The sequence below is a fragment of the Streptomyces sp. NPDC111628 genome (genome assembly GCF_055635195.1).
Genome location: NZ_JBVKBZ010000002.1, coordinates 625,215 through 649,000 on the forward strand (window position 1 = coordinate 625,215; position 23,786 = coordinate 649,000).

The 23,786-nt window shown below is 72.1% G+C and carries 15 protein-coding genes; 4 read left to right on the top strand and 11 right to left on the bottom strand.

All coding sequences use genetic code 11. The annotated features are described in order from the left end of the window. Positions 1-65: 65 nt before the first annotated feature. The 3 genes from ACZ7MF_RS10640 to ACZ7MF_RS10650 form a co-directional block, all read right to left on the bottom strand. A complete protein-coding gene (locus ACZ7MF_RS10640; RefSeq protein ID WP_471477215.1) occupies positions 66-1,127 on the bottom strand; it encodes a mechanosensitive ion channel family protein in 1,062 nt (353 codons plus the stop codon). Positions 1,128-1,299: 172 nt separating this feature from the next. Then, the gene (locus ACZ7MF_RS10645; protein ID WP_356865883.1) at positions 1,300-2,814 is read right to left on the bottom strand and encodes an amino acid permease; all 1,515 of its coding nucleotides are present in this window, start codon (positions 2,812-2,814) and stop codon (positions 1,300-1,302) included. Positions 2,815-2,845: 31 nt separating this feature from the next. After that, on the bottom strand, positions 2,846-3,856 hold the full coding sequence (locus ACZ7MF_RS10650) for a hypothetical protein (protein ID WP_356865882.1): 1,011 nt from the start codon (positions 3,854-3,856) through the stop codon (positions 2,846-2,848). Positions 3,857-4,128: 272 nt separating this feature from the next. Here ACZ7MF_RS10650 and ACZ7MF_RS10655 point away from each other — a divergent pair, with 272 nt between their 5' ends. The 3 genes from ACZ7MF_RS10655 to ACZ7MF_RS10665 are packed head-to-tail and all read left to right on the top strand — an operon-like array spanning position 4,129 to position 8,215. Then, positions 4,129-5,568, top strand: a complete 1,440-nt coding sequence (locus ACZ7MF_RS10655; protein WP_471475794.1) for an FGGY family carbohydrate kinase — start codon at positions 4,129-4,131, stop codon at positions 5,566-5,568. Beyond that, entirely contained in the window at positions 5,565-6,968 is a 1,404-nt protein-coding gene (locus tag ACZ7MF_RS10660; RefSeq protein ID WP_471475795.1) for an FAD-dependent oxidoreductase, read from the top strand. Before ACZ7MF_RS10655 ends, ACZ7MF_RS10660 begins: the two co-directional genes overlap by 4 nt. Further along, positions 6,965-8,215, top strand: a complete 1,251-nt coding sequence (locus ACZ7MF_RS10665) for an NAD(P)/FAD-dependent oxidoreductase (protein WP_471475797.1) — start codon at positions 6,965-6,967, stop codon at positions 8,213-8,215. Before ACZ7MF_RS10660 ends, ACZ7MF_RS10665 begins: the two co-directional genes overlap by 4 nt. A gap of 16 nt (positions 8,216-8,231) precedes the next feature. Here the strand turns inward: ACZ7MF_RS10665 and ACZ7MF_RS10670 are convergent, their stop codons facing one another. Then, on the bottom strand, positions 8,232-9,131 hold the full coding sequence (locus ACZ7MF_RS10670; RefSeq protein ID WP_471475798.1) for a lysylphosphatidylglycerol synthase transmembrane domain-containing protein: 900 nt from the start codon (positions 9,129-9,131) through the stop codon (positions 8,232-8,234). A gap of 195 nt (positions 9,132-9,326) precedes the next feature. Here ACZ7MF_RS10670 and ACZ7MF_RS10675 point away from each other — a divergent pair, with 195 nt between their 5' ends. After that, positions 9,327-11,201, top strand: a complete 1,875-nt coding sequence (locus ACZ7MF_RS10675) for an ABC transporter ATP-binding protein (protein WP_471477216.1) — start codon at positions 9,327-9,329, stop codon at positions 11,199-11,201. A gap of 16 nt (positions 11,202-11,217) precedes the next feature. Here the strand turns inward: ACZ7MF_RS10675 and ACZ7MF_RS10680 are convergent, their stop codons facing one another. The 7 genes from ACZ7MF_RS10680 to ACZ7MF_RS10710 form a co-directional block, all read right to left on the bottom strand. Next, positions 11,218-12,999: an ATP-binding SpoIIE family protein phosphatase gene (locus ACZ7MF_RS10680; RefSeq protein ID WP_471475799.1), complete on the bottom strand. Its 1,782-nt coding sequence runs from the start codon at positions 12,997-12,999 to the stop codon at positions 11,218-11,220. A 115-nt stretch (positions 13,000-13,114) separates the two neighbouring features. After that, on the bottom strand, positions 13,115-14,719 hold the full coding sequence (locus ACZ7MF_RS10685; protein WP_471475801.1) for a glycoside hydrolase family 13 protein: 1,605 nt from the start codon (positions 14,717-14,719) through the stop codon (positions 13,115-13,117). Between the two features lie 152 nt (positions 14,720-14,871). Beyond that, complete coding sequence (locus tag ACZ7MF_RS10690; RefSeq protein ID WP_471475802.1) at positions 14,872-15,747, bottom strand: carbohydrate ABC transporter permease; 876 nt, start codon at positions 15,745-15,747, stop codon at positions 14,872-14,874. Between the two features lie 18 nt (positions 15,748-15,765). Further along, on the bottom strand, positions 15,766-16,725 hold the full coding sequence (locus tag ACZ7MF_RS10695) for a carbohydrate ABC transporter permease (protein ID WP_471475803.1): 960 nt from the start codon (positions 16,723-16,725) through the stop codon (positions 15,766-15,768). A 67-nt stretch (positions 16,726-16,792) separates the two neighbouring features. Beyond that, positions 16,793-18,208: an extracellular solute-binding protein gene (locus ACZ7MF_RS10700; RefSeq protein WP_471475804.1), complete on the bottom strand. Its 1,416-nt coding sequence runs from the start codon at positions 18,206-18,208 to the stop codon at positions 16,793-16,795. 151 nt (positions 18,209-18,359) lie between these two features. Continuing rightward, positions 18,360-19,373 (bottom strand): LacI family DNA-binding transcriptional regulator, encoded by a 1,014-nt coding sequence (locus tag ACZ7MF_RS10705; RefSeq protein WP_471475805.1) that lies wholly within the window; start codon positions 19,371-19,373, stop codon positions 18,360-18,362. A gap of 58 nt (positions 19,374-19,431) precedes the next feature. Further along, on the bottom strand, positions 19,432-23,721 hold the full coding sequence (locus ACZ7MF_RS10710) for a discoidin domain-containing protein (RefSeq protein WP_471475806.1): 4,290 nt from the start codon (positions 23,719-23,721) through the stop codon (positions 19,432-19,434). Between the last annotated feature and the right edge of the window lie 65 nt (positions 23,722-23,786).

Below are 23,786 nucleotides of genomic sequence, written 5' to 3' on the forward strand. Positions count from 1 at the left end.
TCAAGATATCTCGTGATCGACCCGGGCTCGACAGGGGTCGCACGGAGATTCCGGCCACGTAGCGCTCAGGGGAGCGGGACGATCTCCTCGCCCGCCCGCTGCTGCGGCAGGACCACGGCCCCCTGCTGGAGCGCGACCGTCCGGGCGGGCGACGGGATCCGGATGCCCTCCGCGCGGTAGCGCCGGTGCAGCCGCTTGATGAACTCGTGCTTGATCCGGTACTGGTCGCTGAACTCGCCCACGCCCAGGATCACCGTGAAACCGATCCGCGAGTCGCCGAAGGTGTGGAAGCGGATCGCCGGCTCGTGGTCCGGCACCGCGCCGCTGACCTCCGCCATCACCTCGGCGATCACCTCGGTCGTCACCCGCTCCACGTGGTCCAGGTCACTGTCGTAGGACACCCCGACCTGGACCAGGACCGTGAGCCGCTGCTCGGGTCGCATGAAGTTGGTCATGTTCGACTTCGCGAGCTGCCCGTTCGGGATCACCACCAGGTTGTTGGACAGCTCGCGCACGGTGGTCTGGCGCCAGTTGATGTCCTCGACGTAGCCCTCCTCGCCGCTGCTGAGCTGGATGTAGTCGCCCGGCTGCACGGTCTTGGAGGCGAGGATGTGGATGCCCGCGAAGAGGTTGGCCAGCGTGTCCTGGAGGGCCAGCGCGACCGCCAGACCACCCACGCCCAGGGCGGTGAGCATCGGCGCGATGGACACGCCCAGCGTCTGCAGCATCACCAGGAAGCCGATGGCCAGCACCAGGATCCGGGTGATGTTGACGAAGATCGTGGCCGACCCGGCGACCCCGGACCGCGACACCGTCACCGTCCGCACCAGACCGGCCACCACCCGTGCCGCCGTCACCGTCGCCACGAAGATCAGCAGCACCTGCAGCACCTGGTTGACGCTGTGCTGCACCGTCCGCGTCAGCGGCAGCGCCGCCGCCGCACCGGCCACCCCGGCCGCGATCGCCGCCCACGGCGCCATCGTGCGCAGCGCGGCCACGATCACGTCGTCGCCGCCCCAGCGGGTGCGCCCGGCATGGCCCGCCAGCCAGCGCAGCAGCAGCCGCAGCAGGAACGCGCCCAGCAGACCCGCCCCCAGCGCGATGCCGGCGGGCAGCAGATGGTCCATGGTCAGGTCCTCGGTCACCGGCCGCCTCCAACGGAACGCCTACGGGATGTCTACGGGATGTCGGGGATGCGCGACCCGGCCGAACCGCAAGGCAGTTCGACCGGCGCGAGGGCTCATCCTGCCGTATTCCGGGCGGTGTTCCGTACCGCGCCGAGGAGCGGAACGGGGCGTTTCAGACGATGCCCTCGGCGAGTTCCGCCTGTTCACGGTCGTCGCCGTAGGCCGCGGTCGTCGGCGTGCCGTACGAACGGCGGGCGACGAACCACCACACCGTGGCCAAAACCAGTACGACGACCAGGGCGACGGCGGCGTAGTTCATCGTGCCGACCGTCACCGGGGACGACTGGGGGAGGCAGAACAGCACGGTGACCAACGCCACCCACACCACCGCGACCCACCCGACCGGCCTGCTCCACCGGCCCAGGTTCCAGGGCCCCGGCGTGAACCGGTCGCCGGCCCGCAGCCGCAGCAGCACCGGGATGGCGTACGCCGGGGTGATGCCGATGACGTTGATGGCGGTCACCGCGCCGTACGCCGTCGCCGAGTACAGGGACGGCAGCGCCAGCAGACAGGCCACCGCCACCGACAGCCACACCGCGGCGACCGGGGTCTGGGTGCGGGCGGAGACCTTGCGCCACAGCGACGAGCCGGGCAGGGCGCCGTCCCGGCTGAACGCGAACACCATCCGGCTGGCGGCGGCCACCTCGGCGTTGCCGCAGAACAACTGCGCCACGATCACCACGAGCAGCAGCGCGCTCGCGCCGTCCGTGCCCAGCCCGTCCAGGAGGATCTGCGCGGGCGGCACCCCGGTCGCGGTGTCGCGGGTCGCGTCGTAGTCCTGGATCGCGAAGGTCAGTCCCGCCAGCAGGACGAAACCCGCCAGCCACGACACCCAGATGGCCCGCACGATGCCGCGCGCCGCCGACACCGAGGCGTTCGAGGTCTCCTCGGACAGGTGGGCGGAGGCGTCGTAGCCCGAGAAGGTGTACTGCGCGAGCAGCAGGCCGATCGCCGCCACGTACAGCGGGTTCTCCCAGCCGGTGTCGTTGACGAACTCGGTGAAGACGAAGGACGGCGACTGGTGGTGGTCGGGGACGATCACCAGGGCGCCGACGATCAGCGCGACACCGGCCAGGTGCCACCACACGCTGACCGAGTTGAGCACACTGACCAGCCGCACGCCGAAGAGGTTGAGGGTGGCGTGCAGCAGCAGGATCACGACGAAGATCAGCATCGTCTTCTCCGGCGTCGGTTCGAAACCCCACTGGAGGTTCAGGAACGCGCCGGTGAACAGCGCCGCCCCGTAGTCGATGCCGGCGATCGCGCCGAGCAGCCCCAGCAGGTTCAGCCAGCCGGTGTACCAGCCCCAGCGGCGGCCGCCGAGCCGGTCGGCCATGTAGTACAGCGCGCCCGAGGTCGGGTACGCGCTGGTGACCTCGGCCAGCGCCATCCCGACGCACAGCACGAACAGGCCGACGCCCGCCCACCCCCACAGCATCACGGCGGGGCCGCCGGTGCCCATGCCGAAGCCGTACAGGGTCATGCAGCCGGAGAGGATCGAGATCACCGAGAAGCTGATCGCGAAGTTGCCGAAGCCGCCCATACGGCGGGCCAGCACCGGCCGGTAGCCGAGTTCGCGCAGGCGCTGTTCCTCGTCGGTGGCGGACGGTTCAGAGGGGCGGGGCATGGCAAACCTCCGGGGACGGAAGAGTGGGGGGTCAGGGGCGCCGTCGGCCGTGGCCACGGCCGCGGGCGGCCGAACGGCTGCGCGTGCGGGCCTGGAGGAACACCTCCACCGCCCGCCCGGCCGAACCGTCGCCCGGGGCCCGGCAGGCCCAGGGCAGCGGCGTCCAGTAGGGTCCGAGCGCGTCGAACACCTGGTTCGCCTCCCGGAACCGGAGGGCGCCCCACAGGGCGTGGGCCAGGTGGTTCAGGTCCGGCAGCGACCGCTCGTCCAGCGGGGAGAGCGTGAACCAGGAGTCGAACGCCTGCCGGGCCTCACGGGTGGCGTCCTCCGCCACCCAGTGCAGATCCAGTGCCGCCTCCCGCGCGCCCGAACGGCGGTAGCGCTCCACCCGCACGTACAGCGGCAGCACGTGCAGCGCCGAGCCCGGCGGCGCCGACCCCGCCGCCCAGTGCGCGAACCCCGCCGCCTGGGCGAGGCGTTCGGAGCCGCCGCGCGGATAGAAGAACTGCAGCATGCGGTGGTGCGCCTCCCGGTTGTACGGGTCGCGCTTTCCGGCCTCGGCGAGCAGCCCCCACGGTCCCGGCGGCAGCATCGGCTCCGGCGGCGCCATCCGGTGCTCCTCCCAGCGCAGGCCCTCGTCCAGCCGGGCCAGCGCCAGCAGACACACCCACGGCACCGGGTCGTGGGGCGCGGCCCGCGTCGCCGCGTCGCAGGCGTGCCAGGCCTGCAGCCACAGTTCGCGCGTGCGGGGATGGGCCTCGCGGTGCGCCCGCAGCGCACGCTCCACGACCACCCGGGCGTGCATCACCGCCGCCGCCACGCTGTGCGGCTCCTCGGCGAGCCAGGCCCGCACCACATCCGTACCGGCCGCTGAGGCGGCCAGCACCTGGGTGCGCCGCGTCCACTGCGACCAGGTGCCGGTCTGCTCCAGCAGGATGCGCATCGACATCCAGCGCCCGGCCCGCACCTCCTGGAGGGCCGAGCGCAGCGCGGTGTCGTGTCCGGCGGGGTCGTAGGCGGGCTGTGCTCCGTCCCTGGCCATCACACGCCCGCTGCGAGGAGCGGAACGGACCGTACGGCAGCATGGCGTGACAAACAGCCCTCCCCGGGGGCGGCGGTGCGGTGGTCGAGCGGTCGGCGCACACTATAGAGGCGGAGGTTCCGCCTCTGTTCACTTTTGCCACAGCGGCGCAAAACCGTTGCCACCAGGGCGAACTGACTGACAGTCAGTCACCCTTGACGCGGTGTGTCCGTGCGGGCAGGCTGGCGCGCAGTGATCGCCGAGACCCTCGGCGCGGGAGCCGGGAGGTGTGGATGCCGGACGCGGTACTCGCCGTCGACCAGGGCACGTCCGGCACCAAGGCGCTGGTGATCTGCCCCGAACGGGGCGTCGTCGGCACCGGATTCGCCGAGGTCCGGCCCCGGTACCTGCCCGGCGGCCTGGTGGAGGTGGACCCGGAGGAGCTGTACGGCTCGGTGGTCGACGCCGGGCACCGGGCGCTCGCCGACGCCGGTGAGCCGGTCACCGCGCTGGGCCTGGCCAACCAGGGCGAGACGGTGCTCGCCTGGGACCCGGACACCGGCCGCCCGCTCACCGACGCACTGGTCTGGCAGGACCGCCGGGCGGCATCCCTCTGCGCCGAACTCGACGGCCACGCCGACGAACTGCGCCACCTCACCGGCCTGCCCCTGGACCCGTACTTCGCCGCGCCGAAAATGGCCTGGATACGACGGCACCTCACCCGCGCGGGACAGGTCACCACCTCCGACAGCTGGCTGGTCCACCGCCTCACCGGCGCCCACGTCACGGACGCCGCGACCGCCTCCCGCACCCAGCTCCTCGACCTCGACCGCGCCGAGTGGTCGCCGCGCGCCCTCGAGCTGTACGGCCTGACCGGCGAACGGCTCCCGGCCGTCGTGGACAACGCCGCCCACGTCGGCACGACGCGCGCCTTCGGGCCCGAACTCCCGCTCACCGGGCTCGCCGTCGACCAGCAGGCCGCGCTGCTCGCCCAGCGCGTCACCGAACCCGGCACCGCCAAGTGCACCTACGGCACCGGTGCCTTCCTCCTCGCCCACACCGGCGGCACACCGCGCCGGGGCGCCTCGGGCCTGGCCGCCTGCGTCGCCTGGCGGCTCGGCGGCCGAGCCGACCACTGCCTGGACGGCCAGGTGTACACGGCCGCCTCCGCCGTACGCTGGCTCACCGGTCTCGGCGTCATCAGCGGCGCGGCCGACCTCGACCCCGTGGGCGCCACGGTGCCCGACACCGGCGGCGTCACCTTCGTCCCGGCACTGGCCGGGCTGGCCGCCCCCTGGTGGCGCGGCGACCTGCGCGGCTCGCTCACCGGCCTCGGTCTGGACACCGCCCCCGGGCACCTGGTGCGCGCCCTGGTCGAGGGCCTCGCCGCCCAGGTCGCCGAACTCGCCGACGCCGCCGCGACCGACCTCGGCACCCCGCTGACGGTCCTGCGCGTCGACGGCGGCCTCACCCGCTCCGTGCTCCTCATGCAGACCCAGGCCGACCTGCTGCAACGCCCCGTCGAGGTGTCCGCGCTGCCCGACGCCACCGCGCTCGGCGTCGGCACCCTCGCCCGGCTCGGCGCGGACCCGTCCCTCACCCTCGCCGAGGCGCTCCCCACCGCCGGACCCACCACCGTGTACGAGCCCCGCATCACCACCGACGAGGCCACCGAACGCCGCACCCGCTTCCGCGAGGCGGTCACCGCGCTGCTCGCCGGGGGCCCCGCGTGACCGTCACCGTGTCGGGGGCGCCGCCCGTCGAGCCGTACGACGTGGCGATCGTCGGGGCCGGGGTCGTCGGGTGCGCGGTCGCCCGGCGGCTCGCACACCACCCGGGGCTGCGCGTCGCCCTCGTGGAGGCGCAGGACGACGTGGGACAGGGCACCTCCAAGGCGAACACCGCCATCCTGCACACCGGGTTCGACGCGGTGCCCGGCTCGCTGGAGGCCCGGCTCGTGCGCGAGGGCTCCCGCGAACTCGCCGCCTACGCCGCCGAGTCGGGCATCCCCGTAGAACGCGTCGGCGCCCTGCTCGTCGCCTGGGACGAGGAGCAGCTCGCGGCGCTGCCCCGCCTCGCCGAGAAGGCCCGCCGCAACGAGTGCCACGACACCCGCCTCCTCGGCGCCGCCGAGCTGTACGCCCGCGAACCCCACCTCGGCCCCGGCGCGCTCGGCGCCCTGCACATACCCGGCGAGAGCATCATCTGCCCGTGGACGACGACCCTCGCGTACGCCACCCAGGCGGTCCGTGCCGGAGTCGACCTGCACCTCGAAGCGCCGGTCACCCACGCCGGTCGCACGGACGGCGTCCACCGGCTCGACACCCCGCGCGGCCCCCTGCACGCCCGGCGGCTCGTCAACGCCGCCGGACTGCACGCCGACACCCTCGACCGGAGCCTCGGCCACGACGACTTCACCGTCACCCCGCGCCGGGGCCAGCTCGTCGTCCACGACACGTTCGCCCGCGCCCTGGTCCGCCACATCCTGCTGCCCGTCCCCACCGCCCTCGGCAAGGGCGTCCTGGTCGCCCCCACCGTCTACGGCAACGTCCTGCTCGGCCCCACCGCCGAGGACCTGGACGACAAGGGCGACACGGGCTCGACGGCCGAGGGGCTGCGGCGCCTGCGCGCACAGGGCCGCCGTATCCTCCCCGCCCTGATGGAGGAGGAGGTCACCGCCGTCTACGCGGGCCTGCGCGCCGCCACCGAGCACGACGACTACCGGATCGCCGCCCACCCCCACCAGGGCTACGTCGCCGTCGGCGGCATCCGCTCCACCGGCCTCACCGCCTCCCTCGCCATCGCCGCGCACGTCACCGGCCTCCTCGCGGACACCGGCCTCGACCTCGGCCCCCGGCGCCCGCTCGAACCGGTCCGCATGCCGAACCTCGGCGAGGCCTTCCCCCGCCCGCACCAGCGGCCCGACCTGGTCGCCGCCGACCCGGAGTACGGCACCCTGGTCTGCCACTGCGAACGCGTCTCCCGCGGCGAGATCCGCGACGCCCTCGCCGGGCCGGTCCCGCCCCGCTCCCTGGACGGACTGCGCCGCCGCACCCGGGCCCGGGCGGGCCGCTGCCAGGGCTTCTACTGCGGGGCGGCGGTACGCGCGTTGTTCGAGGAGGCACAGGGGTGACAAGTCGACAGGCCGACGCCCTGGTGGTGGGAGCCGGGCCCGCCGGGCTCACGGCCGCCGCCCGGCTCGCGCGGACCGGCGCCCACGTCGTGGTCCTGGAGCGCGAGCAGTCGCCCGGGGGAGTCCCCAGACACTGCGCGCACCGGGGCTTCGGCGACCGGCCGCACGTCCTGACCGGCCCGGCCCTCGCCCGCCGCCTCGCCGACGCGGCCGCCCGCGCCGGAGCCGACCTGCGCACCGGCGTCACCGCCCTCGACTGGGCGGGCCCGCGCGCCCTCACCACGGTCGGACCCCAGGGCGCGGACACCCTCGCCGCCCGCGCGGTGGTCCTGGCCACCGGCGCCCGCGAACGCCCCCGCGCCGCCCGCCTCGTCCCCGGCACCCGCCCCGCCGGCGTATACACCACCGGCGAACTCCAGCAGGCGGTCCACCTGTACGGGCAGCACATCGGCTCCCGCGCGGTGATCGTCGGCGCCGAGGGCGTCTCCCACGCCGCCGCGGACACCGTACGCGCCGCCGGAGCGGAGGTCCTCGCGCTGGTCACGGAGCTGCCCCGGGCCCCCGCCGCCCCCGCGTGGGCCCTCCCGGCCCGGCTGCGACAGCGCACCCCCGTGCTCACCGGCACCACCGTCACCGAACTCCTCGGCCGCGGGCGCCTGTCGGGCGTGCGTGTACGGCACCGCGACGGCCGCACCACCGTGCTGCCCTGCGACACGGTGGTGTTCACCGGCGACTTCGTCCCCGACCACGAACTCGTCCGGCGCGGCGCGCTGACCCCGGACCCCGGCACCCGCGGCCCCGCCGTGGACGGCGCCCTGCGCACCTCACGGCCCGGCGTCTTCGCGGTCGGCAGCCTGCTGCACGCGGTCGAGAGCGCGGCCACGGCGGCCCGCGAGGGCGCGCACGCCGCGACCGCCGTACGCGAGTGGCTCCAGGACGGCACGGGCACCGCGGACCCGTACTGGCCCGGCGGCGTCCCCCTCCTCGCCGGCCCGCCCCTGCTCCGCATCGCCCCCAACCGCGTCACCCCGGACGACCGCCTCCCCTACCTCCTGCGCACGGCGGTCCCGCTGCCCCGCCCCACCCTGTACGTCACCCAGGACGGCCGCCTCCTGCACCGCGAGCGGTTCCACCCCACCACCGCCGTCCCGCACCGCCCGCTGAAGCTGACGGCCCGCTGGACGCACCGGGTCGACCCCCGGGGCGGGCCGGTCCACGTCACCGTCGCCCGACCGCACCCGGGATGACCTGCCCGGCCGCCGCTCAGATCACCCGCATCCGCACCAGCGCCGCCAACGTCAGCGCCCCCGGCAGCAGCGGCAGCCACACCGTCAGCAGCCGGAACGCCAGTACCACCGCCGTGGCCACGGCCGCCGGCCCGCCCGCCGCCACCAGCGCCACGACCAGCGCCGCCTCGACCGAACCGATGCCGCCCGGCGTGGGCACCAGCGCCACCGCGACCGTCGCCGCGAGATACGCCACCGCCATGTGTCCGGCCGGCAGCGGCAGCCCCAGCGACCGCCCCACCAGCACCAGCGCCGAGGCCTGCAACAGGGGAAAGGCCAGCGCGCCGCCCCACAGCGCCAGCGCGCGAACCGGGCGGGCATGCACCGACCGGGCCTCGCCCAGTGCCGTCCGCAGGAAGGAGAGCAGCGCCCCGCGCAGCCGCGGCAGCAGCGCCAGCACCACCGCCGCCACGACCGGGACCGCGCCGGCGGCCACCAGCAGCGGCCCCACGGCCCCCTCGGGCAGCAGGGTGCCGAGCCGCAGCGCGCCGGGGAACGCGATCAGCAGGGCGCCCAGTACGGCGAGGCGGCCGACGCTCTCCGCCAGCAGGTAGAGCGCGAGCGCGGCCGAGGAACGGGCCAGCGGCAGCCCGCACACCGTCATGAACCGCAGGTTCACCGCGCTCGCGCCCAGGCCCGTCGGCAGCAGGTGGTTGGCCGCGCCGGCCGCGAACTGGGTGGCCAGCAGCCGCCGCGCGGGCAGCCGCTCCACCACCGCGCCCTGCCGGGTGCAGGCGGCGGCGACCCAGGTCAGACAGGTCGCGCCGGCCGCGGCCAGCAGCCAGGGCCACCGGGCCGTGGCGAGCTGGCCGAAGCCGTCGGCCAGCACGGACCGGTGCCGCACCGCGACCACGCCCACCAGGAGCAGCGGGAGCACACACAGGATCCGTCGGACCGGGAAACGGTGCAGAAGTGGCTTCTCGGAGGCTCGAACCGCAGTCGTCACAGCACAAGACATTCCCCCAGGCGCGCCAACTACGGGTGGCCGACGCGCGGATTCGGGCTTACGGACCGCGGACCGTGCCGTCTTGACCTCAACGTTGGTCGAGGTTCTACGGTCGTCGGCATGAGTATGGAGACCACGGCGTGGACGCAGCTGTACAGCGTCATGAACGCCAAAGACGAGCGCCGCCCCTTCGCCCGCGCCACGCTGCGCCGCATCGGCGCGTTCGCCCGCCCGCACCGCCGCCGCATCGTCCGCTTCGTGCTGCTCGGGATGGCGACCGCACTGCTCGCCGTCGCCACCCCGGTGCTGGCCGGAAAGGTCGTCGACGCGATCGTGTCGGACGGCGACGAGGGCACGGTGGTCCGCCTCGCGCTGCTCATCGCGCTCATCGCCGTCGCGGAGGCGGTGCTCGGCATCTTCTCCCGCAGGCTCTCGGCGACGCTCGGGGAGGGACTCATCCTCGATCTGCGGACGGCCGTGTTCGATCATGTGCAGCGCATGCCGGTCGCGTTCTTCACACGTACTCGTACGGGAGCGCTCGTCTCCCGTCTCAACAACGACGTCATCGGCGCCCAACGGGCCTTCAGCAACACCCTCTCCGGCGTGGTCAGCAACGTGGTCACCCTGCTGCTCACCCTCGCGGTGATGCTGACCCTGTCCTGGCAGATCACCCTGCTCGCCCTGGTGCTGCTCCCGGTGTTCGTGCTCCCGGCGCGCCGGATGGGCCGCCGCATGGCCCGCATGCAGCGCGAGGCCGCCGCCCTCAACGCCGCCATGGGCACCCGCATGACCGAGCGCTTCTCGGCGCCCGGCGCCACCCTGATCAAGCTGTTCGGCCGCCCGGAGGAGGAGTCCGCCGAGTTCGCCGACCGGGCCCGCCGCGTCGCCGACATCGGGGTGCGCACCGCCACCGCCCAGGCCGCCTTCATCACCGCGCTCACCCTGGTCTCCGCCCTCGCCCTGGCCCTCGTCTACGGCCTCGGCGGCTTCTTCGCCCTGCGCGGCACCCTGGACGCGGGCGCCGTCGTGGCGCTGGCCCTGCTGCTGACCCGCCTGTACGCGCCGCTCACCGCGCTCGCCGGGGCCCGCGTGGAGGTCATGAGCGCCCTCGTCAGCTTCGAGCGGGTCTTCGAGGTGCTGGACCTGGCCCCGCTCATCGACGAGAAGCCCGACGCCCGCCCGGTCCCCGCCGGCCCCGTCGCCGTCGAGTTCGACGACGTCCGCTTCGGCTACCCCTCCGCCGACAAGGTCTCCCTCGCCTCCCTCGAAGAGGTCGCCACCCTGGACACCCGCGGCGGCGAAGAGGTCCTGCACGGCCTCTCCTTCCGCGCGGAACCGGGGCAGACGATCGCCCTCGTCGGATCGTCCGGCGCCGGCAAGTCCACCATCGCCCAGCTGCTGCCGCGCCTGTACGACACCGACGGCGGCACCGTCCGCGTCGGCGGCGTCGACGTGCGCGAACTGAGCACCCGGTCGCTGCGCGACACCGTCGGCATGGTCACCCAGGACGGCCACCTCTTCCACGACACCGTCCGGGCCAACCTGCTCCTCGCCAGGCCGGGCGCCACCGAGGGCGAGCTGTGGGAGGCGCTGCGCCGGGCCCGCCTCGCCGACCTCGTACGGTCCCTGCCGGACGGGCTCGACACCGTGGTCGGCGAGCGCGGCTACCGGCTCTCCGGCGGCGAACGCCAGCGCATGACCATCGCCCGGCTGCTGCTGGCCCGCCAGCGCGTCGTCATCCTCGACGAGGCCACCGCCCACCTCGACAACACCTCCGAGGCGGCCGTCCAGGAAGCGCTCACCGACGCACTCCAGGGCCGGACGGCCGTGGTGATCGCGCACCGGCTGTCCACGGTCCGGGCGGCCGACCGCATCCTGGTCGTCGAGGCCGGCCGCATCGTGGAGAGCGGCACCCACGAGGAGCTCCTCGCGGCCGACGGCCGCTACGCCCAACTGCACCGCACCCAGTTCGAGCGCCCGGCCCTCGACAAGGCCGCGTAGGCCGGCCGCGGGGACGCTACTGCGGGCCGGGTGCCCCGGCCCGCACCGGCAGATCCTGCTCCGCCCAGACGACCTTCCCGTCGGGCGTGCGGCACGAGCCCCAGCGCCGGCACATCATGTTGATCAGCTGGAGGCCGCGCCCGCTCTCGTCGCTCACGTCCGCGTGCTGGATCTGCGGCAGGTCGGGGCCGGAGTCGGAGACCTCCACGGACAACCGCTCGTGCCGCAGCAGCCGCAGCTCCCCGGGGGCGTTCCCGTACCGCAGGGCGTTGCCGACCAGCTCGCTGACCACCAGCTCCGTGGTGTCGACCAGCTCCTGGAGCCCCCACCGCTCCAACTGCTCGCGCACCGCCGTACGGGCCTGCCCGGCGGCCTTGCCGTCCGGCGGCAGCGCCCGCACGTACACGTCGCACTCCGGACCGAGCGGCCGGGCGAAGGCGGCCAGCACGATCGCGTCGTCCGACCGGTCGCCGCCGACCCGCTCGGCCACCGACCGGCACTCGGTGCCGTCCTCGGGCACGCCGCCGCCCACCGCCTCGCGCAGCCGCTCCAGCTGGGTGCCCAGGTCGGCCGTGCGCGACCTGATCAGCCCGTCGGTGTACAGCGTCAGCCGGCTCCGCTCGGGCACCGGCCGCTCGACCGGGTCGTACGGGATCACCCCCGTCCCCAGCGGCGCCCCCGCGGGCACCTCCAGGAACGACACCGTGCCGTCCGGCCCGGTCAGCAGCGGCGGCGGGTGTCCGGCGCTGGCGATGCGGTAGGTGCCGCGGTACGGGTCGTAGACCGCGCACAGGCAGGTGGCGACCTGGTCCTCCTCCAGGTCGCGGGCGGCCAGGTCGAGCCGGGCCAGCAGCCGCTCGGGCGCGATGTCCAGCGCCATCAGGGTCCGGGCCACCGTGCGCAGCCGCCCCATGGTCGCCGCGGCGGCCAGCCCGCGCCCCATCACGTCGCCCACCATCAGTGCGGTGCGGCCGCTGGGCAGCGCGACCACGTCGAACCAGTCGCCGCCCACCGCGGCCGGATCGGCGGCCGGGTCGTAGCACGAGGTCACGTCCAGACCCGGGGTGCTCGGGCTGGACCGGGGGAGCAGCGCCCGCTGAAGGGTGACCACGTGGTCGCGCTCGCGTCCGTAGAGGCGGGCGTTGTCGATGCAGACGGCGGCCTTGGAGGCCAGCTCCATGGCCAGCGCGACGTCGGTCCGGTTGAACGGTGCCCGATGCCCGGCCCGGACGAAGTCGGCGAGCCCCAGCAGCACCCCGCGGGCGATCAGTGGCACCGCCAGGTAGGAGTGGACGCCGGCCCGGCGCATGATGTCCGACGACTCGCGCGAGGGGGCGATCACGGCGAAGTCGGCGCGCGTCATCCGGGACACCAGCACCGGCCGGCGGGTGGTGAGGCACCGCTGCCCCAGCCGGTCGGCGGTGTGCACCGACAGCTCGCCGACGGGATCGGGTGCCAGGTCCAGGCCCTCGACCTCCGACACCGCCATGGCCCTGAGCCGCGGTGCCTCGCCTCCCGTGACCCGGTCGCCCTCCTGGAACCGCAGCACCGAGTCCAGCAGGTCCACGGCGGCACCGTCGGCCAGCTCGGGCACGGTGAAGTCGGCCAGCTCCTCCGCCGTCCGCCGTACGTCCAGCGTGGTGCCGATGCTCAGGTCCGCCGCGTTCAGCCAGGCCAGGCGGCGGCGCGCGCCGAGCGCCTCCGACATCGACCGCAGCGCGCCCCGTGCCGCCCGGTGCCCGCTCAGGAGGGGATTCGGGGGGCGGCGGAGCCCGCCCAGCCACGCTCGTTCCCGCACGCGTCGCCTCCTCCCACGGCCTCCTGTCCTGATTCTGCCCTGCCACGGGACGACCGGCGACGGCGGACCCCCCTTCGGTGTCCGCACCGGCAGGGGGGTGCCGCCCGGCGACGGCTCAGGCGCGCAGCCACACCGCCGTGTCCGACGGCAGCCGGCCCGCCTCGTCCAGCGGTCCGCTGACGAGCAGGACGGCGCTGTGCGCGGGCAGCTCGATCGGCGTCGCGGACAGGTTGACGACGCACACCGGGCCGCCCGCGCGCCGGAACGCGAGGACGCCGTCCGGCGCGGGCAGCCAGTCCAGGCCGCCGTCGCCGAACCCCGCCGTGGACCGCCGCAGGCCGAGGGCCCGGCGGTAGAGCGAGAGCATCGACTCCGGGTCCGCGTCCTGGCGGTCCGCCGCGTACGCCGACCAGCCCTCCGGCTGCGGCAGCCAGGGCTCGGTCTCCGAGCCGAACCCGCAGTACGGCGCGTCGGCGGCCCACGGAAGCGGCACCCGGCAGCCGTCCCGGCCCGGATCGACGCCTCCGGAGCGGAAGTGCATCGGGTCCTGGATCCGCTCGCGCGGGATGTCCGCCTCGGGCAGGCCGAGTTCCTCCCCCTGGTAGAGGTAGACGGAGCCGGGCAGGGCCAGCGTCAGCAGCGCGGCGGCCCGTGCGCGCCGGGTGCCCAGGGCCAGGTCGGTCGGGGTGCCGAAGGCCTTCTTCGCGAAGTCGAAGCCGGTGTCCGCACGGCCGTACCGGGTCACCGTGCGGGTCACGTCGTGGTTGCAGAGCACCCAGGTGGCCGGGGCGCCGACCGGGGCGTGCTCGGCCAGGGTGTCGTCGACGGTGCGGCGCAGCCGGTCCGCCTCCCAGGGGCAGGACAGGAAGTTGAAGTTGAAGGCGGTGTGCAGTTCGTCGGGCCGCAGATAGCGCGCGAAGCGCTCGGCGTCCGGCAGCCACACCTCACCGACGAAGACGCCCCCGTAGGCGTCGGCGACCTCGCGCCAGGATCGGTAGATGTCGTGCAGCTCGTCCTGGTCGATGTACGGGTGCGGGTCGACACCCTCCACGAAGTCCGCGAGCGCGGGGTCCTTCGCGAGCAGCGCGGCGGAGTCGATCCGTACGCCCGCCACCCCCCGCTCGAACCAGAAGCGCAGCACGTCCTCGTGCTCCCGGCGCACCTCGGGGTGGGCCCAGTTGAGGTCGGGCTGCTCCGGGGTGAACAGGTGCAGGTACCACTCGCCGTCCGGGACCCGGGTCCAGGTACGGCCGGAGAACTGGGAGGGCCAGTCGTTGGGCGGCAGTTCGCCGCCGGCCCCGCGGCCGGGGCGGAAGTGGAACCGCTCCCGCTCCGCGCTGCCCGGACCGGCCTCCAGTGCGGCCCGGAACCAGGCGTGCTGGTCGGAGACGTGGTTGGGCACGATGTCGACGATGGTGCGGATGCCCAGCTCCCGGGCCTCGGCGATCAGCTTCTCGGCCTCGCCCAGGGTGCCGAAGGCGGGGTCGATGGTGCGGTAGTCGGCGACGTCGTAGCCGCCGTCCACCAGCGGGGAGACGTACCAGGGGGTGAACCAGACGGCGTCCACGCCGAGTTCGGCGAGGTAGGGCAGTCTCGCCCTCACGCCCGCGAGATCACCGGTGCCGTCGCCGTCGCCGTCGGCGAAACTGCGGGGGTACACCTGGTAGATGACGGCGTCGCGCCACCAGTCTTCGGTGCGGTGCGAGTTGGGGGCTGCCACGTGACGGTCCTTTCGGGCAGGGTGGATCTTCGCCGCCGGCCCGGACAGAGCGGGCGTCGGACAGGCCGGCGGCGAAGGTTGACGGGACGAGCCGGGAGGGAGGGGAGAAAGGGAAGGCAGGGCGGGCGGCAGGCGCCCCGGCCCTGGCGCCCTCAGCCCTTGAGCCCTCCGGCGGTGAGTCCGCTCATGATGTTGCGCTGGAAGATCAGGAAGATGATGAGCGTCGGCAGTGAGGCCATGGTGAGCGCCGCGATCAACACGTTCATCGGCACCCCGTTCGACAGGGAGTAGATCCCGACGTTCAGGGTCTGCTTGGCCGGGTCGGGCAGGGTCAGCATGGGCCAGAGGAAGTCCTTCCAGACGCCCACGATCGCGAAGATGGAGACCACGCCGAGGATCGGCCGCGAGATCGGCAGCACGATCGACCAGAGGGTGCGCATCGGCGAGGCACCGTCCATGGAGGCGGCGTCGAGCAGCTCCCGGGGGATCGAGTCGAAGAACCGCTTCAGCAGGAAGATGTTGAAGGCGTTGGTCACCGAGGGCAGCCAGATCGCCCACGGCGTGTTCAGCAGGTTGCGCTCGAAGATCGGCACGTCCAGCACCGTCAGGTACTGCGGCACCACCAGCACGGTCGCCGGGATCATCAGCGTCGCCAGCATCAGACCGAGGATGGCCTTGCCGAAGAGAGGCCGGAGCTTGGACAGCGAGTAGGCCGCCGCCACGTCGAAGACCAGCTGGAAGGCGAGCGCGCCGAACGCGTAGAACAGGGTGTTCCCCAGCAGACTCGCCAGGTCCATGACGTTCCAGGCCTGCGAGTAGTTGTCGGGCTCGAAGGACTCGGGGAAGAGCGTCGGCGGGGTCTGCACGGCCTCCTGGGTGTCCTTGAAGCCGCTGGAGACCATCCAGTACATCGGGCCGAGGAAGACCACGGTGAACAGGGCGACGACGAGGCCGAAGACCACCCAGTACAGCGCCTTGCCGCGCGGGCGGGCGAGCTGGGCCGGTGAGATGAGTGTGCGTGTGGACATCTGTGGATTCCCCCGGCTCTACTCGTCCTCGGCGCGGCTGAGCTTCACGTACGCCGCCGAGAAGCCGGCCAGCAGTACGAGGAGCAGCAGGCCGAGGGCCGCCGCGGCACCGTAGTTGTTGAAGTTGAAGGCGTACTGGTAGATGAGGTAGACGACCGTGGTCGTCGAACCCTCGGGGCCGGCGCCGCCGGTGAGCAGGAAGGGCTCCACGAAGACCTGCATGGTGGCGATGATCTGCATCAGCAGCATCAGCGAGAGGATGAGCCGCGTCTGCGGAATGGTGACGTGCCAGATCTTGCGCAGCAGCCCGGCACCGTCCAGCTCCGCCGCCTCGTACAGCTCGCCCGGGATGCCCTGGAGTGCGGCCAGGTAGATGAGGGCCGCGCCGCCCATGTTCATCCACGTCGACGCGATGACCACCGAGAGCATGGAGAGGTCGGGGTCCTGCAGCCACTGCTGCTCGGGCAGTCCGAAGAACCCGAACACCTCGTTGAGCATGCCGTAGCCGGGGTCGTACAGGTACTTGAACAGCAGCACCGAGGCGACCGGGGGCAGCATCACCGGCAGGTAGACGAGCAGCCGGAGGTACCCCTTGCCGTGCCTCAGTTCGTTGATGACGATCGCGACGACGAACGGCACCGCGAAGCCGAGCACCAGGGCCAGCACGGTGAACAGCGCGGTGTTGCGCCACGCCTGCCAGAAGGCCGGGTCGTTGAAGACCGTCTCCAGGTTCTCCAGGCCGACCCAGGAGACCTCGCCCTGGTCCGTCTTCTGAAAGGCGAGGAAGAACTCCCGGACCATCGGGTACCAGGAGAAGAACGCGAAGCAGAGAACCGCTCCGATCAGGAAGCCGTGCGCGGTGAGGTTGCGCTTCAGGCTCCTGCCGAACGACCCGCCGCGCTGGGGCGGGCCGTCCACCGGCGGCTGGGCGTGGCGGGCTCTGGCCGCCTTGCTCGGGGTCAGGCTGGGGGCCGACATCGTCGCTCCTTGGGACTGATCTCATGGGCCCCGGGGGGCGGTGCGGCCCGCCCCCCGAGGGAGCCGGTCACTGCGTGGCCAGAACCTGGTTGACCTGCTGCTCCGCGGTGGAGAGCAGCTTGTCGACGTCGGCGTCCTCGTTGGTGAGGAGGCCGGACATCACGTTGTCCAGGACCTTGTAGACCTCCTGGGCCTTCGGCGGCTCGGCCAGGCCCGGGACCGGGTTGTCCATGAACGACTTGAAGTTCTCGACCGGCATCGTGGCGTGCTCGATCCGGGCCGCGTCGTCCTTCTTCTTCGACTCGTTCAGCCAGAAGTTGGGCTGCGGGAGGCCCACCGGCAGCTTGTCCGTCTTCTTGCGGGCCCAGTCGAACTGCCCCTTGCCGACCGTGAGGTTCTCGAAGTTGAGCCAGGCGACGGCCGCCTTGATCTTGTCGGGGGAGATCCCCTTCTTGATCATGTAGCTGTTGCCGCCGGCCAGGGTGTTCTTCGCGCCCGGGATCGGGCCCATGCCGAAGTTCTCGTAGTCGGCGCCGAGTTGCTGCACCATGTACGTGATGTCGTCGGGCGCGGCGAGGAACATGCCGAGCTTGTCGGTGGCGATCTGCTTCTGGAGGTCGCCCCACTTGAGCAGCTGGGTCTTGCCCATGCTCTCGTCCTCCCAGCGCATGGCGTGGAGGTTCTCGGCGACCTCCTTGCCCGCCTGGTTGTTGAAGGTCGCCTTCTTGCCGCTCTCGTCCACGACGTCGGCGCCGCGGCTGTACATCTGCGCGGTGAAGTGCCAGCCGCCGGTGTTGCCCGCGCTGTACTCGCCGAAGCCGGCGATGCCGTCGCCCAGGTCGGCGATCTTCTTGGCGGCGGTGCGGACCTCGTCCCAGGTGCGCGGCGGGGTGTCCGGGTCGAGTCCGGCCTTCTCGAAGAGCTTGCGGTTGATCAGCAGGCCCATCGTGTAGTTGCTCGTGGGCAGGCCGTAGAGCTTGTTCTCGTGCTTGAGCGAGCCGAGGACGTTCGGGTCGATGTCCCCCAGTGCCGGGACGGTCTTGTCGTTGACGTAGGCCGTGATGTCCTCGGCGCCGTCGTTGTCCAGCACCTGGGGCAGGTCGGTGAAGTACGTGTAGAAGATGTCGGGCTGGGACTTGGCCTTCAGCATCGCGGTGAAGCGCGGCGGCTCCAGACACTGGCCCGGCGTGGAGCGCCCCTCGATGGTGACGTTGGGGTAGGTCTTGTTGAACTCCTTGACGTCCTCCTGCCACTCCTTCAGCTCGGCCGCCTTCGCCTTCGGCGGCATGCAGTCGATGGTGATCGTCACCTTGGTCTTCGGGTCCAGCGGAGCGGCCGGGTCGGAGGACCCGCTGCCGCCCTCGGAACCGCCGCCGTCGTCACTGCTGCTGGTGCCGCAGGCGGCAAGAGCGGTCAGGGTGAGGGCGGAGACGAGCGTGATGGCGCCGGCACGGCGAGTACGGCGGAACCGAGCACTTCTCATGGGTGGTCCCCTTCGGGCATGAACGTGGAAGGCGCCCCACCGCCGATGCGTTGTGGGGCGCCGCTCACTCAACCACCGTGAACAAGTGAGCGCAATATCTCGCGCTGATTTCGTAAATGTTTGACAGGACGTTGAAGATGCCGGGTTCCCGCTACCGGATGGAAACCTGCGCCGTGGAGCCGCGGACGACCAGTTCCGGTTCGAAGAGCAGCTCCCTGTGGGGGACTTCGGTGCCTTGGATTTGTGCGCAGAGGAGGTCGACGGCGGCGCGTCCCATGGCTTCGATGGGTTGGCGGACGGTGGTGAGGGGTGGTTCGGTGCAGGTCATGAAGGCGGAGTCGTCGTAGCCGACGACGGAGACGTCGTGGGGTACGTGGTGTCCGTGGCGGCGGGCGGCGCGGACGGCGCCGAGGGCGAGGGGGTCGCTGGCGCAGATGATGCCGGTGATGCCGCGTTCCAGGAGGCGGGTGGCGGCTGCCTGGCCGCCTTCCAGGGAGAACATGGCCCGCTCGACGAACTCCTCGGGCAGCTCCGAGCCCGCGGCCCGGGCCGCGTCGCGGGCGGCGGCCAGCTTCCGGCGGGAGGGGATGTGGTCGGAGGGGCCAAGGACCAGGCCGATGCGCTCGTGGCCCAGCGACGCCAGATGCCGCCAGGACTGTCCCACGGCGACGGCGTCGTCGCAGGCGATGCAGGGGAAGCCGAGATCGGGGATGGAGGCGTTGACGAGCACCACGGGGATGTTGCGCTCGGCGAGCAGCCGGTAGTGGTCGTGCGGGGCGTCCGCCTGCGCGAACAGGCCGCCGCCGGCGAAGACGACCCCCGAGACCTGCTGTTGGAGCAGCAGCTCGACGTAGTCGGCCTCGGAGACGCCGCCCTTGGTCTGGGTGCACAGCACCGGGGTCAGGCCCTGCTGGGCGAGGGCGCCGCCGATGACCTCGGCGAACGCGGGGAAGATGGGGTTCTGCAGCTCGGGCAGGACCAGGCCGACCAGGCGGGCGCGCTCGCCGCGCAGCTGGGTGGGCCGCTCGTAGCCCAGGACGTCCAGCGCGCTCAGCACGGACTGCCGGGTCGTCTCCGAGACCCCCGGTTTGCCGTTGAGCACCCGGCTGACCGTGGCCTCGCTGACCCCAACCTTCTTCGCCACCTGAGCAAGTCGTCGCGTCACAAACGCAAGACTAGCGCAAGTCTCGCAAGAGACTTGCGCCAGTCCGTTCCTTGTATGACTACGGATTGCGGATGATCTTGAAGGTGGACGTCGTGTTGCGGACGTCCACGGCGTTGTCGCCGAGCGTCAGCCCGTTGAAGGTGACCTCACCGACCGCGGGTCCCTGCCCCGCCTCGGGCATCTCGTTGGCCCACAGGCCGAAACCGGACTTGGCGTCGAAGGCGTCGCCGCTCTTGTGCGCGCCCGTGACGGAGACGTCGGTGAAGACCGTGTCCTTGATCGGGAACTGCGGCTGACCTCCCACGTAGTTCGTCTGGAACATGATGCCGCTGTAGGTCGGGTCGACGATGTCGACGTTGTTGACCCTGATCCCCTGGAACACCTTGGACGCCGAGAACACCCAGATGCCCGGGAAGGTCTGCCCGCCCCAGAAGTGCCCGCCGGCCCGGACGATCGAGACGTTCTCGAAGGTCGTCGGATCGGTGCCGAACCCGTTCATCGGGTAGCCGAAGTCCAGCGAGCTGATGGTGATGCCCGAGTAGACCAGGGTGTCCGCGATGTGGATGTTGCGGAAGGTGTTGTTGTAGCCGCCGTAGACGGCCAGGCCCGCCGCACGCCAGGTCAGCGTCGTCGTGAGGTTCTCGTACAGGTTGTTCTTCATGTCCGCGCCGCCCGCGTCGATCGCCGAGAAGAGCGCGAAGCTGTCGTCTCCGGTCGCCCGGGCGTCGTTGTTGGAGACGAGGTTGTCGGTCGAGCCGTTGGTCATGTTGATGCCGTCGGCGAACATGTTGCGGATCCGGGAGTTCTTGATCGTCATCCGGTCGGTGTTGGCGCCCCAGTACAGGCACACCATGTGCTCGTTCCAGATGTTGTCGATCACGATGTCCGAGGTGTTGGAGAAGTCGAACACCTTGCCCGGCCCGTCGATGCGGCTCGTGTAGTTGCCGAAGTAGGCGAAGTTCGCGAACGTCGAACCCTTCGCGCTCGCCTCGGCACGGAACCCGATGTCGGTGTTGTCCTGCGTGGTGGGCGCGTGGAACTTGGTGAACCAGGGACCGGCGCCGACCACCTTCACCGCCTTGCCGTACACCTGGAACTTGCTCGACGTCTGGTAGTCGCCGGGCGGCAGGTACACGCCGACCAGCTTGCCGGAGGTGTCCATGCGGACCTTGTCGAGCGCGTTCTGCACGTCCTGGTGCGTGAACCCGGCCGGTACGGCGTACGCCGCCGGGTCGGGGTTCGGCACCGCGGAGACCTGCTCCAGGTTGACGAAGTCGATCGCGTAGTCCGAGGTGTTCGCCGCGTCCTTCTGCAACCGGATCGTGCTGCCCGCCGGGACGGTCTCGCCCAGCACGATGTGTGCCTCGTCGTAGATGTGCCGCGGGGCGCCCGCACCGGGGGAGTTGCCCGGCGACGCCTCGGCGCCGTACAGCCAGGCGTACTTCGACGTCAGCGGCAGCGCCTTCTTCATGACGCCGTCGACGTACACGTTCAGCGTGGCGTCGATGCCGCCGCCGCCCGGCGCGTCCGGGATCGAGAAGCGGGTCACCAGGGTGTTGGTGTCCGCCTTCGTGGTGAACTCGACGTACTCGCCGGTCTTGTCCAGGTGGACGGCCTTGCGGCCGGACGCCTCGCCCGCGATGTCACCGATGGTCCGGTTGGGCCCGACCACGGTGGCACCGCCGCCGACCGTACCGTCCTCCGCCTCGTACATGTCGTACGGCATGTTCGCGCCGCGCCCGACGAACAGCGGCTGGGTGGAGGTGTTGTTCTCCCGCTTGACCGGCAGTTCGTTGGCGTCGTCGGCGACCGTGACCTTCAGGGAGTACGAGCCGTTGGCCGCCTTCCAGGTGCCGAGGCCCACGGCCGGGGCCGTCGAGCCGGCGGCGATGACACCGGAGTGCGCGCCGTTGAGGGTCTTGACCGTGCTGCCCTTGGAGTCGACCAGCGCGAGCGTCACCGCGTGGCTGCCGCCCGCCGAGTCCTGGGTGCCCTGGTTCTTCAGCGCGACCTTGAAGGTCACGTCGTCACCGGCGGCCGGACTGGACGGCGAGGTGGTGACGGCGACGGCGACCAGGTCGGAGCTCTGCACCGGCTTGACGACCAGTGGATCGGGCCGGGTGTAGGTGTTGTTGGTCTCGTTCTGCTCGATGATCTCGTTCGCCTCGTCGGCGACCGCGCTCAGCTCGTACGAACCGGCCTCGCGTGCCCCGAGGGACGCGCTGACCGTGCGCTGCGCACCCGCCTCCAGCGCGGGGACGTCGGCGGTGGCGACCTTGGTGTCGCCCAGCCGGACGGCGACCTTGCCGGCGGGAGCGTCCGCGGCACCGCTGTTGCGCACGGTGGCGGCCACCGTGATCTCGTCCGACTCGACGGGGGAGGCGGGCGACGTGGTCAGCCCGGTCACCTCGAGGTCCGGGTTGGGCGCCGGGGTGCCGACGACCTGGAACTCGGCGACCTGCCCGGCCGTCGCCCCGCTGTTGGAGGTGAACTTCAGCTGGACGTCCGCGGCCCGTTCGCCGACGGGTATCGTCACGCTGTTGCTGCCGCTCGCGGGGTCGAAGACGTAGTCCTTCGCGGCCACCAGAGAGGTGAGGCCGGACGCGTCCTGGGCGCGGCCGAGCACCTCGATGTTCTGGGTGCGCCTGGACCAGCCGGCGTCGGGGTTGAGCTTGAGGACGACGCTGTCGACGTCCGCGTTCGCGCCCAGCTTCAGGGTCAGCGTGTTCGGGTAGCTGCCCGCCGCCCCCTCCCAGTAGGTCGAGGTGCTGTTGTCGTTGGCGTTCTCGGCGACGTAGGTGTGGATGTGGGACGAGGCGGTGATCGGCTTGCCGACGGCCAGGTTCGAGCCGTCCTTGGTGCCGTTGCGGATCACGGAGTTGCTGTCGCCCGACACGTTGCCGGCCGCGTCCTTGGCCCGCACGAAATAGGTCACGTTCGCCGACGCCGGCTGCGTGTCGGTGTAGGTGGTGACGTCACCGGCGACGCTCTTGCGGAGCTTGTCGTTGGCGTAGACGTCGTACCCGGTGACGCCCTTGTCGTCGGTGGATGCGGTCCACGTCAGCTTGACCTGCCCGGCGGCCGGTTCGGTGAGGGCGAGGTTCGAGGGCGCGGTGGGTGCCTGCGTGTCGCCGGTGTCGGCGCGGCGGGTGACCGAGTTGCTGTCGCCCGACTGGTTGCCGGCCGCGTCCTTGGCGCGCACGTGGTAGGTGACCGTGGTGCCGGCCGGCCTGGTGTCCGTGTACGTGGTGACGTCACCCGCGACCGAGGTCAGCAGATCGCCGTTGGCGTAGATGTCGTACCCCGTGACGGCCGTGTCGTCCGAGGACTCGTTCCACGTCAGCCTGATCTGCCCGGTGGCGGGCTCGGTGAACGCGAGGTTCGCCGGGGTCGTGGGCGCCTGGGTGTCACCCGTCTCCGGGCCGTAGACCTCCAGCTCGGAGACCTGGGCGGCAGGCCGGCCGGTGTTGGCCGTCACCAGGACCCGGACATGGCGCGCGGTGGCCGCGTCGAAGGTGACCGTGGCCGACTGGCCGCCCGCCGCGTCGAACGTGTACGCCTTCGCGGCAGTCAGGTCGGTGAAGTCCGAGCCGTTGTCACTGGCCTGGATCTTCAGCGTCTGGCTGCGGGTCGGCCAGCCGTCCGGCAGCCGCAGGACGACGCGGTTCACCCGGCGCGCGGAGCCGAGGTCGGCCTGGAGCCACTGCGGCAGGTCGTTGTTGCCGCTCTCCCAGTAGGTGGCCTTGTTGCCGTCGTTGCCGTTGCCCGGGGTGTACGCGCCCGTGGAACTGCTCGCCGTCAGCCGCCGGCCGGCGGCGAGGTTCACGGACGACTCCCCGGCCGCGTGCACCTCCAGCTCGGAGAGCTGGGCCGCCTGCCACCCGGTGTTCGCCGTGATGTTCACCCGCACGTACCGGGCCTGGGTGGCGGGGAAGGCGACGGTGACCGTGTTGCCCGACCCCGGGTCGAAGGCGTAGGTGGCGGACGTCTTGAGCGTGCTGAAGCCCGAGCCGTCGGCACTGCCCTGGACGGAGAGCGTCTGATCGCGGCTCTCCCAGCCGGCGGGCAGTCTCAGGACGACCTCGTCGATCCGCTCGGTGGCACCGAGGTCGGTCTGGACCCACTGGGGCAGGCTGCCGCCGCCGCTCTGCCAGTACGTGCCCTGGTTGCCGTCGGTGATGTTGGCGGCGCCGTACTCACCGTGCGAGCTGCTCGCCGCGGTGGCGTCTCCCACGGCGATGTTGGGGCCACCGGCGGCCGTGGCCGACAGCAGCGGTCCTCCCAACGCCAGGAGACTGGTCGCGACCACGGTGCACAGGGCCCGCGATCTCCAGTTCCGGTTTCTCATCTGTCCCCACATCAGGTAGACACTCAATGTTCTCTGGCATTTACGCGGAGCGCTCGCAGAGTTGC

Bases quoted from the DNA above. Each gene is read 5' to 3' on its own strand.
- ACZ7MF_RS10640 (WP_471477215.1), bottom strand. From the start codon at position 1,127: ATGGACCATCTGCTGCCCGCCGGCATCGCGCTGGGGGCGGGTCTGCTG.
- ACZ7MF_RS10645 (WP_356865883.1), bottom strand. From the start codon at position 2,814: ATGCCCCGCCCCTCTGAACCGTCCGCCACCGACGAGGAACAGCGCCTG.
- ACZ7MF_RS10650 (WP_356865882.1), bottom strand. From the start codon at position 3,856: ATGGCCAGGGACGGAGCACAGCCCGCCTACGACCCCGCCGGACACGAC.
- ACZ7MF_RS10655 (WP_471475794.1), top strand. From the start codon at position 4,129: ATGCCGGACGCGGTACTCGCCGTCGACCAGGGCACGTCCGGCACCAAG.
- ACZ7MF_RS10675 (WP_471477216.1), top strand. From the start codon at position 9,327: ATGGAGACCACGGCGTGGACGCAGCTGTACAGCGTCATGAACGCCAAA.
- ACZ7MF_RS10690 (WP_471475802.1), bottom strand. From the start codon at position 15,747: ATGTCCACACGCACACTCATCTCACCGGCCCAGCTCGCCCGCCCGCGC.
- ACZ7MF_RS10695 (WP_471475803.1), bottom strand. From the start codon at position 16,725: ATGTCGGCCCCCAGCCTGACCCCGAGCAAGGCGGCCAGAGCCCGCCAC.
- ACZ7MF_RS10700 (WP_471475804.1), bottom strand. From the start codon at position 18,208: ATGAGAAGTGCTCGGTTCCGCCGTACTCGCCGTGCCGGCGCCATCACG.
- ACZ7MF_RS10710 (WP_471475806.1), bottom strand. From the start codon at position 23,721: ATGAGAAACCGGAACTGGAGATCGCGGGCCCTGTGCACCGTGGTCGCG.